At 72.1% G+C, this 14,780-nt stretch carries 14 protein-coding genes; 3 read left to right on the top strand and 11 right to left on the bottom strand.

Annotated features, from left to right (window positions below):
• The first annotated feature begins 17 nt into the window (after positions 1-17).
• Positions 18-221 (top strand): DUF1918 domain-containing protein, encoded by a 204-nt coding sequence (locus ACZ4TV_RS31505; protein ID WP_468138596.1) that lies wholly within the window; start codon positions 18-20, stop codon positions 219-221.
• A gap of 1 nt (position 222) precedes the next feature.
• Here the strand turns inward: ACZ4TV_RS31505 and ACZ4TV_RS31500 are convergent, their stop codons facing one another.
• Positions 223-1,464: a glycoside hydrolase family 10-like protein gene (locus ACZ4TV_RS31500; protein ID WP_468138595.1), complete on the bottom strand. Its 1,242-nt coding sequence runs from the start codon at positions 1,462-1,464 to the stop codon at positions 223-225.
• Between the two features lie 138 nt (positions 1,465-1,602).
• Between ACZ4TV_RS31500 and ACZ4TV_RS31495 the strand changes: the two genes are divergently transcribed.
• Positions 1,603-2,496, top strand: a complete 894-nt coding sequence (locus ACZ4TV_RS31495; protein WP_468138594.1) for a 3-hydroxybutyryl-CoA dehydrogenase — start codon at positions 1,603-1,605, stop codon at positions 2,494-2,496.
• A gap of 64 nt (positions 2,497-2,560) precedes the next feature.
• On the opposite strand, the gene ACZ4TV_RS31490 is transcribed toward ACZ4TV_RS31495, so the two are convergent.
• The 10 genes from ACZ4TV_RS31490 to infC form a co-directional block, all read right to left on the bottom strand.
• A complete protein-coding gene (locus ACZ4TV_RS31490) occupies positions 2,561-3,097 on the bottom strand; it encodes an NUDIX hydrolase (protein WP_468138593.1) in 537 nt (178 codons plus the stop codon).
• 53 nt (positions 3,098-3,150) lie between these two features.
• Positions 3,151-4,491, bottom strand: a complete 1,341-nt coding sequence (locus tag ACZ4TV_RS31485) for a transcriptional regulator (RefSeq protein ID WP_468138592.1) — start codon at positions 4,489-4,491, stop codon at positions 3,151-3,153.
• A 336-nt stretch (positions 4,492-4,827) separates the two neighbouring features.
• The gene (locus tag ACZ4TV_RS31480; RefSeq protein ID WP_468138591.1) at positions 4,828-6,075 is read right to left on the bottom strand and encodes a PP2C family protein-serine/threonine phosphatase; all 1,248 of its coding nucleotides are present in this window, start codon (positions 6,073-6,075) and stop codon (positions 4,828-4,830) included.
• Positions 6,076-6,217: 142 nt separating this feature from the next.
• Entirely contained in the window at positions 6,218-8,746 is a 2,529-nt protein-coding gene (gene pheT / locus ACZ4TV_RS31475; protein ID WP_468138590.1) for a phenylalanine--tRNA ligase subunit beta, read from the bottom strand.
• Positions 8,746-9,873: a phenylalanine--tRNA ligase subunit alpha gene (pheS, locus tag ACZ4TV_RS31470; protein WP_468138589.1), complete on the bottom strand. Its 1,128-nt coding sequence runs from the start codon at positions 9,871-9,873 to the stop codon at positions 8,746-8,748. The genes pheT and pheS overlap by 1 nt, the downstream gene beginning before the upstream one ends.
• A 148-nt stretch (positions 9,874-10,021) precedes the next feature.
• On the bottom strand, positions 10,022-11,293 hold the full coding sequence (locus tag ACZ4TV_RS31465) for a sensor histidine kinase (protein ID WP_468138588.1): 1,272 nt from the start codon (positions 11,291-11,293) through the stop codon (positions 10,022-10,024).
• A gap of 55 nt (positions 11,294-11,348) precedes the next feature.
• Positions 11,349-12,209, bottom strand: a complete 861-nt coding sequence (locus tag ACZ4TV_RS31460; protein WP_468138587.1) for a TrmH family RNA methyltransferase — start codon at positions 12,207-12,209, stop codon at positions 11,349-11,351.
• Between the two features lie 186 nt (positions 12,210-12,395).
• Positions 12,396-12,782, bottom strand: a complete 387-nt coding sequence (gene rplT, locus ACZ4TV_RS31455; RefSeq protein WP_267722706.1) for a 50S ribosomal protein L20 — start codon at positions 12,780-12,782, stop codon at positions 12,396-12,398.
• Between the two features lie 101 nt (positions 12,783-12,883).
• Positions 12,884-13,078 carry a 50S ribosomal protein L35 gene (gene rpmI, locus ACZ4TV_RS31450; protein ID WP_030387121.1) on the bottom strand — a complete coding sequence of 65 codons (195 nt, stop codon included), beginning with the start codon at positions 13,076-13,078 and terminating at the stop codon, positions 12,884-12,886.
• A 104-nt stretch (positions 13,079-13,182) separates the two neighbouring features.
• On the bottom strand, positions 13,183-13,917 hold the full coding sequence (gene infC / locus ACZ4TV_RS31445; RefSeq protein WP_468138586.1) for a translation initiation factor IF-3: 735 nt from the start codon (positions 13,915-13,917) through the stop codon (positions 13,183-13,185).
• A 324-nt stretch (positions 13,918-14,241) separates the two neighbouring features.
• On the opposite strand from infC, the gene ACZ4TV_RS31440 reads away from it, so the two are divergent.
• Entirely contained in the window at positions 14,242-14,622 is a 381-nt protein-coding gene (locus ACZ4TV_RS31440) for a DUF1844 domain-containing protein (RefSeq protein ID WP_468138585.1), read from the top strand.
• Positions 14,623-14,780: the final 158 nt, after the last annotated feature.

The raw sequence follows: 14,780 nt of genomic DNA, 5'->3' as shown, positions 1-14,780 counted from the left end.
CACCGAGGAGGTCAGTTATGCGCGCGACCGAGGGCGACCAGCTGGTGCAGCACGGCAGGATCGTCGGACAGCATGACAAGGTGGGCGAGATCACCCAGGTCCTGGGCGAGAACGGAACTCCGCCGTACCGGGTCCGCTTCCAGGACGGCCACGAAGCCCTGATGGCTCCCGGACCCGACTGCACGGTCCGCCACCCCGCGGAGCCCGAGCCCGAGCACTGAATCAACGCGGGGGCACCGCCGAACCGTAGTGGTCGGCGACCACCCGTGCCATCGCTCCGTTGGGGTCCGCGGCCACCTGCTCCGCCGAGAAGTAGACGTGGCCGCGGACCTCCGGATAGTCGCGCGCGAACCGCACGTGCTTCGACAGCTCCCCCGGGTCGCGCCAGGCCGCCGTGGGGCTGTCCGCGTCGCAGCGGTACAGCGCCTCCCCCACGTACAGGTCCACGCCGGTGCCCGCGACGGTCCTCGCCCACCAGGGGACGAGGTCGGCGTAGTCGGCGGTCGGGTGCCCGATGTGCCAGTACGCCTGCGGTACGACGTAGTCGACCCAGCCCTCCCTGACCCACGTGCGGGTGTCCGCGTACAGGTCGTCGTACGTCGCGAGGCCCCGCGTCGGCGAGCCGAGCGGGTCCCGGTCGGAATTGCGCCAGATCGCGAACGGGCTGACGCCGAAGCGGACCGCCGGCCGCAGTGCCCGCAGCCGCGCGGACATCTCGCGGACCAGGGTGTCGGTGTTGTGGCGGCGCCAGTCGGCGCGGGAGTCGAAGGAGGCGCCGTACTCCTCGTAGGCGTCGTCGTCGTCGAAGTACTCCCCCTCCACCGGGTACGGGTAGAAGTAGTCATCCCAGTGCACCGCGTCCACGGGGTAGCGCGAGACGGCGTCGAGCATGGCCTCCTGGACGAAGCGCCGCACCTCGGGCAGACCGGGGTTGTAGAAGAGCTTGCCGCCGTACTCGACCGTCCAGCCGGGATTGCGCCGGGCCGGGTGGGTGGACACCAGACGGTCGAGGTCGGTGTGGTTGGCCACGCGGTACGGGTTGAACCAGGCGTGTAGCTCCAGCCCGCGCGCGTGCGCTTCGGCGACGGCCGTGCCCAGCGGGTCCCAGCCGGGATCGACCCCCTGCTCCCCGGTCAGCCACTGCGACCAGGGCTCCAGCTTCGAGGGCCAGAACGCGTCGGCAGCGGGCCGGACCTGGAGGATCACCGCGTTCAGCCGGCGCTCGACGGCGGTGTCGAGGAGTGCGAGCAGCTCCGCCCGCTGCACCTCGGCGGACAGCCCGCTCTCGGAGGGCCAGTCCACGTTCGACACGGTGGCGATCCACATCCCCCGGAACTCGGCGGCGGGGGCCCGGGCTGGCAGCCGGGCGGACGTCCGGGAAGCCGCCGCGGCCGGTCCGGCCGTGGCGGCGACGACCACCCCCGCGGCTGCGGCCAGCAGTGCCCGTCGACCGATGTACGTCATGTGACGACTCCGTTTCACTGAGTGACATGGCTCGATGTCCGCCCAGCATGCCCGCCCCGGCCCGCCACCCGGCGCAAGGTCGGGAGTAACGTCGGGGGGCGTGGCGGGCGCCGGAATCGTACGGGGGACCCGCCGACGATGAGCTGCGAAAGGCACGAAGTGACTGACCTCCCTTCCGACATCACACGAGTCGGCGTAGTGGGCTGTGGCCAGATGGGCGCGGGTATCGCGGAGGTGTGCGCCCGCAGCGGCCTTGAGGTCAAGGTCGCCGAGACCACCGGCGAAGCCCTGGAGATCGGCCGTACCCGGCTGCACAACTCCCTGACCAAGGCCGCCGAACGCGGCAAGATCAGCGAGGAGGAGCGGGACGCCACCCTGGCCCGCCTCACTTTCACCACCGACCTCGGCGAATTCGCCGACCGCGACCTCGTCATCGAGGCGGTCGTCGAGAACGAGCAGGTCAAGACGGAGATCTTCCAGGTCCTCGACCAGGTGATCACCCGCCCGGACGCGATCCTGGCCTCCAACACCTCCTCGATTCCGCTGGTCAAGCTGGCCGTCGCGACCTCCCGGCCCGACCAGGTCATCGGCATCCACTTCTTCAACCCGGCCCCGGTGCAGCAGCTCGTCGAGCTGATCCCGGCGCTGACCACGAGCGACGAGACGGTCAAGCGGGCCGAGGCCCTGGTCGCGAAGGTGCTGGGCAAGCACGCGATCCGCGCCCAGGACCGTTCCGGCTTCGTGGTCAACGCGCTCCTCATCCCGTACCTGCTGTCCGCGATCCGGATGTTCGAGTCGGGCATCGCGAGCCGCGAGGACATCGACAACGGCATGGAGCTGGGCTGCGCCCACCCGATGGGCCCGCTGAAGCTGGCGGACCTGATCGGCCTGGACACCGTGGCCTCGGTGGCGGACTCCATGTACGCCGAGTTCAAGGAGCCGCTGTACGCCGCTCCCCCGCTGCTCCAGCGGATGGTCGACGCGGGCCGCCTGGGCCGCAAGACGGGCGCGGGCTTCTACCCGTACGGGTGACCCGAGGCTGGTCCCGAGGGGCTGCCGGGCGGCCCGGGTCCGGCCATGATCCGCCGGACACCCCCTACGGCCGGCCGAGCCGCAGGTGGTGCAGCAGGAGCAGCCCGGCCGCCATGTTGGCGGCCGGGATCTCCCCGCGGGCGATCATGTCCGGCACGAGCTTGAGCGGGACCCACTCCCGGCGGGAGGACTCGAACGCGTCCTCGGGATGGCCGATGTAGGTGGCCCCGTCCGCCCAGTAGAGGTGGTGGCGGGCGTCGGTCAGCCCGTTGGACGGCTCGACGGTCATCAGGTGGTGGAGCGGGCCGGGCCGCCAGCCGGACTCCTCCTCCATCTCCCGGGCCGCCGCGAGCGCGATGTCCTCGCCGTCCTCGACCACCCCCGCGGGCAGCTCCCAGCCCCAGCTGTCGGTGATGAAGCGGTGCCGCCAGAGCAGCAGCACCTCATTGGCCTCGTTGACGGCCGTGGCGACGGCGACCGGACGCAGCCGGATCACGAAGTGGTCCAGGTGCCGGCCGTCGGGCAGTTCCACATCGGCGAGATTCACGTCGAACCAGCGGTTCTTGTACACAGTCTGCTCACTCAGGTTCGTCCACTGCACGGCTGTGCCACCTTCCGTTCGAGTAGGTGGCAAACATGGCAGCAGCCGACCCGTCACAGCGGAACGCGCAGCGCCCCGTCGATGAGCCGTACGGTCTCCTCCGCACCCGAACAACCGCTGGTCAGCAACTGTTCGCGGACCGCGCGCAGCCGGTCGCGCAGCCGCTGTGACTCCATCCCCCTGGCCCGCTCGGCCATTTCGGCCGCGGACGCCGCGGCCCGGTCGGCCTCTCCCTGGCGCAGCTGGATCTCGCACAGCATCGCCAGCCGGTGCACCCGGCCGCGGTCGTGCGCGGGGGTGCCGACGGCGGCGGTCGCCTGGACGCGGGCGGCCTCCAGATCGCCCAGACCGACCAGCGCCTCGGCGACCTGGACGTTGACGAGCCCCGGCTGTACGTAGCCGGTCTCGTCCGGTTCGGTGCCCGGGCGGATCCGCTCGGCGGCCGCCTCGGCCTTGCGGATGCACGCCAACGCCGCTTGCCCGTCGCCGAGTTGGGCGTACGCCTTGGCCTGCATGGCGTACAGGTCGGCGGTCAGCGCCGGAGTGGTGTGCCGGCCGGCGGCGCGCAGCGCGGCCTCGGCGAAGGCGACGGCCTGGCGGTACTCCCGCAGGTGCAGGGACTGGTTGACGATCAGCGCGATCACGTACGCCCCGAGCCCCCGGTCCCCGCTCGCCTTGGCCAGGCGCAGGGCTTGGTGGAAGTAGCGCTGGGCGAGCCCGTGGGCGTCCGAGTCGTACGCGCAGATGCCCGCCACCGCCACGAGGGACCCGGTGGCCCGGTGCAGCTGGCGGCCGAGGCCGTCCGGGTAGCTCCCGCGCAGCATGGGCGCCGTCTCGCTGCCCAGGAAGCGGACGATCCGGTCCCGGGTGGCCACTCCCCCCGCCCGGCGGTACATCAGCTCGTAGTGGGCGCGGGCGGCCTTCAGGATCTCGATGTGCTCGGGACCGATGCGCTGGGGGCCCTCGCGGGAGACGTCGGCGTCCTCGGGCGGATTCTCCCACTCCCAGACGGGGATGACGGCGGGCGTCCCGGTGACCGCCTCGGCGGTGAGCAGCTGCGGCCGGGCCTGACCGTCGGAACGCCACAGGGCGGCGGCCCGGTCCACGAACCCGCTGAGCGGGGAGGCGTGCAGGGAGACGGGCTGGTCCGGCACGCCGAGCCCGATGTCGTCCAGCCCGACGGGACGCCTCAGCCGGCCGCCGAGCACCTCGCAGATCAGGTCGGGGACCTGGCCCCGGGGCCGCTGACCCTTCAACCACCGGGCCACGGCGGTGTGTTCGTAGCGCAGGGCGAGTCCGCGGGTGCGGCCGGCCTGGTTCACGTAGGCGGCGAGTCCGGCGTGGGACATGCCCGCCTCTGCGAGGAGGGCGTCGAGCAGGACATTGGGCTGCATGGGCCGCTCCAAGGGCTCGTCGTTCCCAGGCTAGTGGGTACTGGGTTCACACGGGGTGTGAACCTAGTACGCGCATAAATGCGATGCGCACTCTCCCGCGCGGGCCCCGCGGGGCGCTTCACTTAAGGGCCTCGCCAAGAGGTAGCTCGGGTCGTCGGCTCCCCCTCGTACAGTGCGACGACCCGTCACCGCGCCGCCCGTTCTGCTGTCTGCCCGACACTCCACGGCAGGCGGGCGGCGCGTTCCGGTTCCGCCGGTGCCCGGTTGGTCGCCGGGCCCCGGCAGGGGCCGGGCCGGACGCGCGCCGGGCCCCTCCACCGGGTCCGGCGCGCATGGTCAGGACCGGTCGTTGCGGAGCACCAGCAGGGCGACGTCGTCGGCGAGTCGCCCGCCGGTGTGCCGGAGCAGTGCGGCGTGCACGCCCGCGACCAGCCGCGCGGGCGTGAGCGGTACCTCTGCGAGGACGCTCCGCAGGGGGAAGAACACACCGGCGGTGTCGCGGGCGTCCTCGGCACCGTCGGTGTGCAGGAACAGCGTCTCGCCGGGCCGCAGTTCCCCGCACGCGTGCGGCCGCGGATCGCAGGGCAGCGGAACCACCCCGAGCGGTGGCATCGTCTCCCCGTCCAGCGCCTGCACGTGCGTGGGCCGCTGCGCGAAGCCTCCCCCACCCCGCCCCTTCCCGAAACCGGGCTCCGCCCGGACCCGCGCCTCAAACTCCCCCAGACTCCGTCCGGGGGGACCCTCTGGCGGGGCTGGGTTGTGCCCTGCCGGGGCCGAAAGTGCCGCGCTACGGCACTCCAGCCCGCCGGGCGACACCTTCGAGCCCAGCTCCGCCAAATCCAGCCCCGCCAGGGGGTCCCCCCGGACGGAGTCTGGGGGAGTTTGAGGCGCGGGGTCTGGGGCGGAGCCCCAGCTGCGCGGAGCGCAGGGCTCGGGGACCGCCGCCGGACGCAGCAGGTAGGGCCAAGGATGGCCGCAGTTCAGGGCCAGCAGGGTGCCGTCCGGGGCGATCTGGAGGAGCAGCACGGTCACGAACTCCTCGGCCGACGGAGACTCCGGCTCGGCCGTGCACGCCGCGGGATGCTCGGAGCGGGCCCGGTCACGGACATGGCGGCCCAGCGCCCGCTCCATCCGCACCAGCACCCCGCCCAGCGACACCTCGTCGTACGCCGCTTCGCGGAAGGCCCCGAGAACGGCCGCCGCCGCGCCCAGCGCCGGCAGCCCGTGGCCCCGTACGTCCCCGATGACCACCCGGACCCCGTACGCCGTCGGCACGGCCTCGTACAGGTCCCCGCCCACCGCCGCCCCCCGGCTCGCCGAGAGCTGCGCCGCGGCCAGCGTCAGGCCGTCGATCCGCCCCGGCAGCGGCCGCAGCAGCGCCCGCTGCGCCGCGCCCGCGATCTCCTGCGAGCGGCGCAGCTCGGCCAGCAGCCCCCGCCGGATGTGCAGGGCGCAACCGGTGGCCAGCAGCAGGAAGGCCGCGCACGTGGCCAGGCTCGGCATCAGCCGCCCCGGGGTGGACAGCTCCCAGGACACCGCGGCGCCGCCCCAGGCGAAGACGCACACCCGGCGCACCGTGATCATGTCGGGGCCTCCCCTCGGCCCCAACGATTGTGCCGACCCCCACGGACCCCGAACGCGGGCCACCGACGTTCTCACCCGAATGAGTGAGGGGCGCATCCGGTGATCCGGATACGCCCCTCAACATGCTCGGCTACCGCGGCGGTTACGCGCCCCGGAGCACCGCCCCGGTCCGCTCGCCCGCCAAGGCCACGGCCGCGTCACGGGCGGCCGTGGACTCCTCCGCCGTCAGCGTGCGGTCCGCCGCGCGGAAGCGCAGCGCGTACGCCAGGGACTTCTTCCCCTCGCCGACCTGCTCACCGGTGAACACGTCGAACAGCCGCAGCGACTCAAGGAGTTCGCCCGCGCCCAAGCGCAGCGCGGCCTCCACCTCCGACGCCGGAACGGACGCGTCCACGATCAGCGCGACGTCCTGGGTCGCCACCGGGAAGGTGGAGATCCGGGGCGCCTGCGGGGCCTCGCCGCCGGCCGCCGCGAGGCGGTCCAGGTCGAGCTCCATCGCGCTGGTGCGGGCCGGCAGGCCCAGCGCCTTGACCACGCGCGGGTGCAGCTCACCGGCGTGGCCGATGACCTGCTCCGCGCCGTCGATCGTGACGACCAGCTCGGCGCAGCGGCCCGGGTGCCAGGGACCGTACTGGCCCTGGCGGACGACGAGTTCGGCACCGGCCTCGACGGCCAGCGAGCGGGCGGCCTGGACGGCGTCCGCCCAGTCGGCCGGACGGCCCTTGCCCCACCAGCCGGCCTGCTCGCGCGCACCGGCCAGCACGACCGCGGCGTACCGCGGCTGCGCGGGCAGGGCCGCGTTCAGGGTGGCGATCTCCTCGTCCGTGGGACGGCGGTCGACGGGCAGCCGTACGGCCACACCCGGCTGCGGGCCGGCCAGGAAGACCGAACCGGTCTCGAAGAGCGCGAGGTCGTGGCTGCCCCGGCTGTCGTTGCGGCGCAGCGCGCCGAGCAGACCCGGCAGCAGCGTGGTGCGCAGCGCCGGCTCCTCGTCGGAGATCGGGTTGACCAGCTTGACGACCTGGCGGGTGGCGTCGTGCGCCGGGATCTGGAGCTGGTCGAAGACGCCCTCACCGATGAACGGGTAGCTCAGCGCCTCGACGTAGCCCGCGCCGGCCAGCGCGCGGCCGACCCGGCGGTGGAGCTGCTGCCGGGCGGTCAGACCGCGGCCGGAGGGCACCTGCGGAAGGGTCGAGGGGAGGTTCCCGTAGCCCTCCAGCCGGATGACCTCTTCGGCGAGGTCGTTGGGCGCGGCGAGGTCGGGACGCCACGACGGGACGGTGACGACGAGCTCGTCCTGGCCGTAGACGTCGCAGCCGACCTCCTGGAGGCGGCGTACGACGGTCTCGCGGCCGTACTCCATGCCCGCCACCCGGTCCGGGTGGTCCGCGCGCATCGCGATGGTGCGCGGCGCGCCCGGGGCGACGAACTCGGTGACGCCGGCCTCGGCCGTGCCGCCCGCGAGGAGCACGAGCAGGTCGACGGTCCGCTGCGCGGCCGCGGCGGCGGCCTGCGGGTCGACGCCCCGCTCGAAGCGCTTGGAGGACTCGGAGGAGAGCTTCAGGCGGCGGGCGGTCCGCGAGATCGACACGGCATCGAAGTGCGCGGCCTCGATGACCACGGACGTGGTGCCGGTGACGGCGCCCGTCTCGGGGTCGGTGACGGAGTCGGCGATCTCGGTGTTGGCGCCGCCCATGACACCGGCGAGGCCGATCGGCCCGCTGCTGTCGGTGATCACCAGGTCCTCGGCGTCGAGCGTGCGCTTGACCCCGTCGAGGGTGGTGAACTTCTCGCCCTGCTCGGCCCGGCGGACGCCGATGGCGCCGTCGATCCGCGAGCGGTCGTAGGCGTGCAGCGGCTGGCCGAGCTCCAGCATCACGTAGTTGGTGATGTCGACGGCGAGCGAGATCGGGCGCATGCCCGCCTTCTGCAGGCGGCGGGTCAGCCAGATCGGGGAGCGCGCGTCGGGGTCGAGGCCGGTCACCGTGCGGGCGGTGAAGCGGTCGCAGCCGGCCGGGTCGTCGACCTTGACCGGGTAGCCGTACGAGTTGGGCACCGGGACGTCGAGCAGCGCCGGGTCGCGCAGCGGCAGGCCGTAGGCGGTGGCCGCCTCACGGGCGACACCGCGCATGGACATGCAGTAGCCGCGGTCCGGGGTGATGTCGATGTCGAGGACCTCGTCGACGAGCTGGAGCAGCTCGATCGCGTCGGTGCCGACCTCGTGCTCGGGCGGCAGCACGATGATGCCGTGCGTGCCGTCGTCGCCCATGCCCAGCTCGTCGCCGGAGCAGATCATGCCGTGGGAGGTACGGCCGTACGTCTTGCGCGAGGCGATCGCGAAGTCGCCGGGCAGCACCGCGCCGGGCAGGACCACGACGACCTTGTCGCCGACGGAGAAGTTCCGGGCGCCGCAGACGATCTCCTGCGGCTCGTCGGTGCCGTTGGCCTGGCCGACGTCGACCGTGCAGAAACGGATCGGCTTACGGAAGCCCTCGAGCTCCTCGATGGTCAGCACCTGGCCGACGACGAGCGGGCCCTTGAGCCCGCCGCCGAGCTGCTCGACGGTCTCGACCTCGAGGCCGGCGTCGACGAGCTTGGCCGCCACGTCACGACCGGTCTCACCCGCAGGCAGGTCGACGTACTCCCGCAGCCAAGAAAGCGGGACCCGCATCAGATCTCCATCCCGAACGGCCGGGTGAAACGAACGTCACCCTCGACCATGTCTCGCATGTCTTCTACGTTGTGGCGGAACATCAGCATCCGCTCGATGCCGAAGCCGAAGGCGAAGCCGCTGTACTTCTCGGGGTCCACACCACAGGCGACGAGCACCTTGGGGTTGACCATGCCGCAGCCGCCCAGCTCGATCCAGCCCTCGCTGGAGCAGGTACGGCACGGACGGTCGGGGTTGCCCACCGACTCGCCGCGGCACACGTAGCACTGCATGTCCATCTCGGCGGACGGCTCGGTGAACGGGAAGAAGTGCGGGCGCAGGCGCGTGGTCGTGCCCTCGCCGAAGAGCTCCTGGACCATGTGGTCCATGGTGCCCTTGAGGTCGGCCATGGTCAGGCCCTCGTCCACGGCGAGCAGCTCGACCTGGTGGAAGACCGGGGTGTGCGTCGCGTCGAGCTCGTCGGTGCGGTACACCCGGCCCGGGCAGACGATGTAGACGGGGGGCTTGCGCTCCAGCAGCGAGCGCGCCTGCACCGGAGAGGTGTGGGTGCGCAGCACGACGCCGGACTCGTCGCCCTCGGTGCCTTCCGGCCCCTGGACGAAGAAGGTGTCCTGCATCTGGCGCGCCGGGTGGTCGGGCGTGAAGTTGAGGGCGTCGAAGTTGAACCACTCCGCCTCGACCTCGGGACCCTCGGCGACCTCGTACCCCATGGCCGTGAAGATGTCCGCGATGCGGTCCATCAGCGTGGTCAGGGGGTGCCGGGCGCCGGCGGGGACGCGGTCGTACGGCAGCGTGACGTCCACCGCCTCCTCGACCAGCACCCGCTCGTCGCGCTCGGCCTCGAGCTCGACCGTGCGGGCCCCGAAGGCCTTGTTCACGGCGCCGCGGGCCTGGCCCACGCGCTTGCCCGCCTCGGCCTTGGCCTGCGGAGGCAGGGCGCCGATCTCGCGGTTGGCGAGCGCCAGGGGCGAGCGGTCGCCCATGTGCGCGGTCTTCGCCTCGCGCAGCTGGTCGAGGTCGCCGGCGGACGCGAAGGCGGCGAGCGCCTCGTCCCGCATGCGCTCGATCTCTTCCGGTTTCAGTGCCTCGACCTCGACAGGGTCGTACGACTTGTTCGGTGCCGACATCTCTTCCCGTACTTCCGATGGCTGGCTGGTGGTCCCCGACGACTCGATCGACCTGATCGGACAAGGACACAAAGGTGCCAAAGGACGAGTCTAAAGGTCGCTGGGGGTGAAGGGGCCCGTGGGCCGCCTGGCGAGACGCTCCGCAGGGCTACTGCGTGAGGTACGCCGGGGCGCTCACGGGCAGGATAAATCGGAACTGGGCGCCGCCGCCGGGGCCGCGGCCGACCGTGATGGTGCCTCCGTGCGCCTCCACGATGCCCTTGACGATGTAGAGGCCCAGGCCGGTGCCGCCGCGCTTGCTCCCCCGCCAGAAGCGGGTGAAGACGCGGCCCATCGACTCCTCGGGGATCCCGGGGCCTTCGTCGGTCACGGTGACGGCGGTTCCCTTCTCATGCGGCGACACACCGATGGTGACCGTTCCCTCTCCGTGGCGCACCGCATTTTCGAGCAGGTTGCCGAGGATCTGGTCGATCTTGTCCGGATCGGCCCACAGGGCGGGGAGCGGGTGGCTGACGCTGACGAGGAACCGTTCGGGGGCCTGGCCGTTCGCGGTGAGCGCCTGCACGTGGCGGCCGACGGCGGTCGCGATGTCGACCGGCTGGCGGCGCACTTCGAGGCGCCCGGAGTCGATGCGGGAGATGTCGAGGAGTTCGGCGATGAGGCGGGTGACGCGGTTGGCGTCGGCGTCGACGGTCTCCAGCATCAGCCGTTTCTGGTCGTCGGTGAACCGCTCCCATTTGGCGAGCAGGGTGGCGGTGAACCCCTTGACGGAGGTCAGCGGGGAGCGCAGCTCGTGGGCGACGGTGGCGATCAGTTCGGCGTGGCTGCGCTCGGTGCGGCGGCGGGCCTCGGTGCCGCGCAGGGTGACCACGAGGCGGCGCAGCGGGCCGGTGGGGTGGGTGCGCACGTACCGGGCGGAGACCAGCACCTCGCGGCCGCCCGGGAGCAGCAGGTTCCGCTCGGGCTGTCCGCGGCGGGTGGCCAGGCCCCCGTACGGGTCGGTCAGCGCCCACCAGCGGCGGCCTTCGAGGTCCTCCAGCGGGAGCGCCCGGTCGATGCGGGTGCCGAGGGCCTGCGCGGGGTCGGTGGCGGTCATCCGGGCGGCCGCCCGGTTGAAGCAGATGACGTGCCCGGTGCCGTCGGCGACGACGAGTCCGTCGGGCAGGTCGTCGGGGTCGATGCCGAAGGCCGGTCCCTCGCCCGGCTCGCGGGCCGGGGGCTCGGCCGCGCGCGGGCCGGTCGGCTGCGGACCCGTCGGTTGTGAGCCGGTCGGCTGTGGCGGGACGCCGCCGAAAGAGAACGGGCCAAGGGGCGGGTGCACCGTCACCGGGGGCTCGCCGGGGGCGCCGCCGGGCCCGCCCGGGACCGGTGGACCGGCTGCCGCGCCGGTCTCCGGTGAGCTGTTCGTACCGACGGTCATGTCCCCGTACCCCACATCTCCGAGTAGCGCCGTGGGCCCCCGGGCCGCCACATTACTAGCTGGGGGTCACGGAGCGGCACCCTCCGGGCGCCCGCTGTGCACGCGCGGAGGCGTAGAGGCACACGGCGGCGGCCGTCGCCAGGTTCAGGCTCTCCGCCTTGCCGTGGATCGGGACCCGCACCACGGCGTCCGCCAGGGCCCTGGTCTCCTCCGGCAGGCCCCAGGCCTCGTTGCCGAAGACCCAGGCCGAGGGCCCGCCCATGGTGCCCGCGTCCAGCTCGGCGTCGAGGTCGTCCTCTCCCGCGCCGTCGGCCGCGAGGATCCGTACGCCGGCCGCCCGCAGCCCCTCGACGGCCTGCTCCACCGGAACCCCGACCGCGACCGGGAGGTGGAAGAGGGAGCCCACCGAGGCCCGTACGGACTTGGGGTTGTAGAGGTCCACGGAGGCATCGGTCAGCACCACCGCGTCGGCGCCGGCGGCGTCCGCGCAGCGCAGCACCGTACCGGCGTTGCCAGGGTCGCGGACGTGCGCGAGCACGGCGACGAGCTTGGGCCCGGCCTTGAGGATCTCCTCGAACGGCGAGTCCAGGAAGTGGCAGACGCCGACGAGACCCTGCGGGGTGACGGTCTGCGAGACCTCGGCGAGCACCTCGTCGGAGGCGTAGTGCACGCGGGCGCCCGCGTCCAGGGCGGCGTCGATGATCTCGGAGTAGCGCTCGGCGGCCTCGGGGGTGGCGAACAGCTCGATCAGGGTCGGCGCACCCGTGGCCCCGCGGTGCTCGACGGCCTCGCGGACCGCCTGCGGGCCCTCGGCGATGAACCGGCGCTCCTTGGTACGGAAGTTGCGCCGCGCCAGTCGCCTGGCGGCGGCCACCCGCGGGGATCGGGGGGAGATCAGCTCGGCGGGGGTGCCCATGGTGTCTGCGGTTCTCTCTCGGGTCCGGAGCGGTGCGGTGCGGTGCGGCGGTGCAGTGCTGTGCGGCGGTGCGGATTCGGTGCGGGTGCCGTGCCCTGTCGTGCGGAGGGGAAAGCACACGGACCCGCAGGCGAATGCCTGCGGGTCCGTGGGGGCCGGCCGCGTGATAACTGGGCCGGCTAGCCCTTAGGCAGCGGCCTTGGGGGCGTTGACGTCGGACGGAAGCGCCTTCTGCGCGACCTCGACGAGCGCGGCGAACGCGTTGGCGTCGTTGACGGCCAGCTCCGCGAGGATCTTGCGGTCCACCTCGATGTTGGCGGCCTTCAGACCCTGGATGAGGCGGTTGTACGTCATGCCGTTCTGGCGGGCAGCGGCGTTGATGCGCTGGATCCACAGCTGACGGAAGTCGCCCTTGCGCTTCTTGCGGTCGTTGAAGTTGTAGACCAGCGAGTGGGTGACCTGCTCCTTGGCCTTGCGGTACAGGCGCGAACGCTGACCGCGGTAGCCGGAGGCCGCCTCGAGGATCGCCCGGCGCTTCTTGTGGGCGTTTACTGCCCGCTTGACGCGTGCCACTTTTTAACTCCTTGTAGCGGGGCCGTGGGTGTCTTCACACGGCCCGAATTCGATGGGGTCCCGGTCTCGACGTCCCGCTCCCGGCAGGGGAGCGGAGGACGTCACTTGCCGAGAAGCTTCTTGATCTTCGCGGCGTCGCCGGGGGCCATCTCCGCGGTGCCGGTCAGGCGGCGGGTGACACGGGACGACTTGTGCTCGAGCAGGTGGCGCTTGCCGGCGCGCTCACGGAGCACCTTGCCGGAGCCGGTGATCTTGAAGCGCTTCTTGGAACCGCTGTGCGTCTTGTTCTTCGGCATAGCGCCGTTATCTCCTCGTCGGTGGCGCTCCCACCGGCCCCATGAAGGACCGGCTCGCGGGAGCGTCATGTTGTGTCGGTGATCCGAGACGGGCTGCCTCGGGATCAGGCCTCGGCGTCCGCCTCGGCGGCCTTCGCCTCTTCGGCGACGGCCTCCGGGGCCTCGGCAGAGGCGACCTCGGTGGTGTCCTCGACCTCGACTGCGGCGTCCTCGGAAGGAGCCTCGCCTTCGGTGTGGGCGACACCCTGGCGCTCGGCCTTGCGGGCGGCCTGCGCCTCGCGGGCTTCGGCCATCGCCTCGGTCTTCTTCTTGTGCGGACCGAGGACCATGATCATGTTTCGGCCGTCCTGCTTCGGGTTCGACTCGATGAACCCGAGGTCCTCGACGTCCGAAGCCAGGCGCTGCAGCAGTCGGTAGCCGAGTTCCGGCCGGGACTGCTCGCGACCACGGAACATGATCGTGATCTTGACCTTGTCGCCCTGCTTGAGGAACCGAACGACGTGACCCTTCTTGGTGTCATAGTCGTGCGGGTCGATCTTCGGCCGGAGCTTCATTTCCTTGATGACCGTGTGCGCCTGGTTCTTGCGCGCCTCACGGGCCTTCATGGCCGACTCGTACTTGAACTTGCCGTAGTCCATGAGCTTGCAGACCGGCGGGCGTGCGGACGCCGCGACCTCGACCAGGTCGAGGTCGTACTCCTGCGCGAGCTCAAGCGCCTTGGCAAGCGGCACGATGCCGACCTGCTCGCCGCTGGGACCGACAAGCCGTACCTCGGGAACGCGAATCCGGTCGTTGATGCGGGGCTCGGTGCTGATGGATCCTCCTCGGTAGCACCACACGGCTGCCTGGCAGACAGTCGCTGACGTGTCATTCCGTCAGACCGACCGCGGCGGGAGAATGAAAAAACCCCGCCGGGCACAGGCGGGGGCTCCAGAACAACCGGAACACCGCCGCGTGCGAACCGCGGGGCGTAGACTCGGGCGGCTTTCCATCGTCCGTACGGAACGATGGATGCCGCCTGACCGGTGACCCGCCGCCCCGGAGGGCAGTCAGGTGGGAGAACGGAGCCTCCACTTGTGGGCCGGGCACACAGGTGTCCGGCCGGTCGAAGTACATACTAGCACCCGCGTGACAAGGCCGCCGCACGGCATATCGTGGAGCGCATGACTGACGCGACGCCCCCCTCCACCGACCCCGCTGCCGACGGCGCCCCCGACTACGACGCCATGACCCGCGACATCGCGGACGTGCCCGCCGTCGAGGTGATCACGACGGTGGCCGTGCACCTGCTGAGCGCCGCCGCGGTCAACCTGGGCCTGGACAAGCCGGACTCCGAACACAAGGACCTCGACGAGGCCCGCAAGCTGATCACCGCCCTGGCCGGCCTGGTCACCGCGAGCGCCACCGAGGTCAGCTCCTTCCACGCCGCCCCGCTGCGGGACGGCCTGAAGTCGCTCCAGCTGGCCTTCCGCGAGGCCTCGATCGTGCCGGACGAGCCGGGTCAGGGGCCGGGCGAGAAGTTCACGGGGCCCGTGTTCGCCTGATCCACCGATCCGCTGATCTACGAGGAAGAAGAGGCGGGGGGGGAGGGGGGGGGGGGGGGGGCGCCCCCCCCCCCCCCCCCCGGGCCCGAAGGAACATAGAAGGGAGGCAAGGAATGCAACCAGAAAAGACAAAACGGACCGACCCAACCCCACCAGAG

The organism is Streptomyces sp. NPDC028910 (genome assembly GCF_055564955.1).
This window is presented reverse-complemented; position numbering and strand designations above follow the sequence as displayed.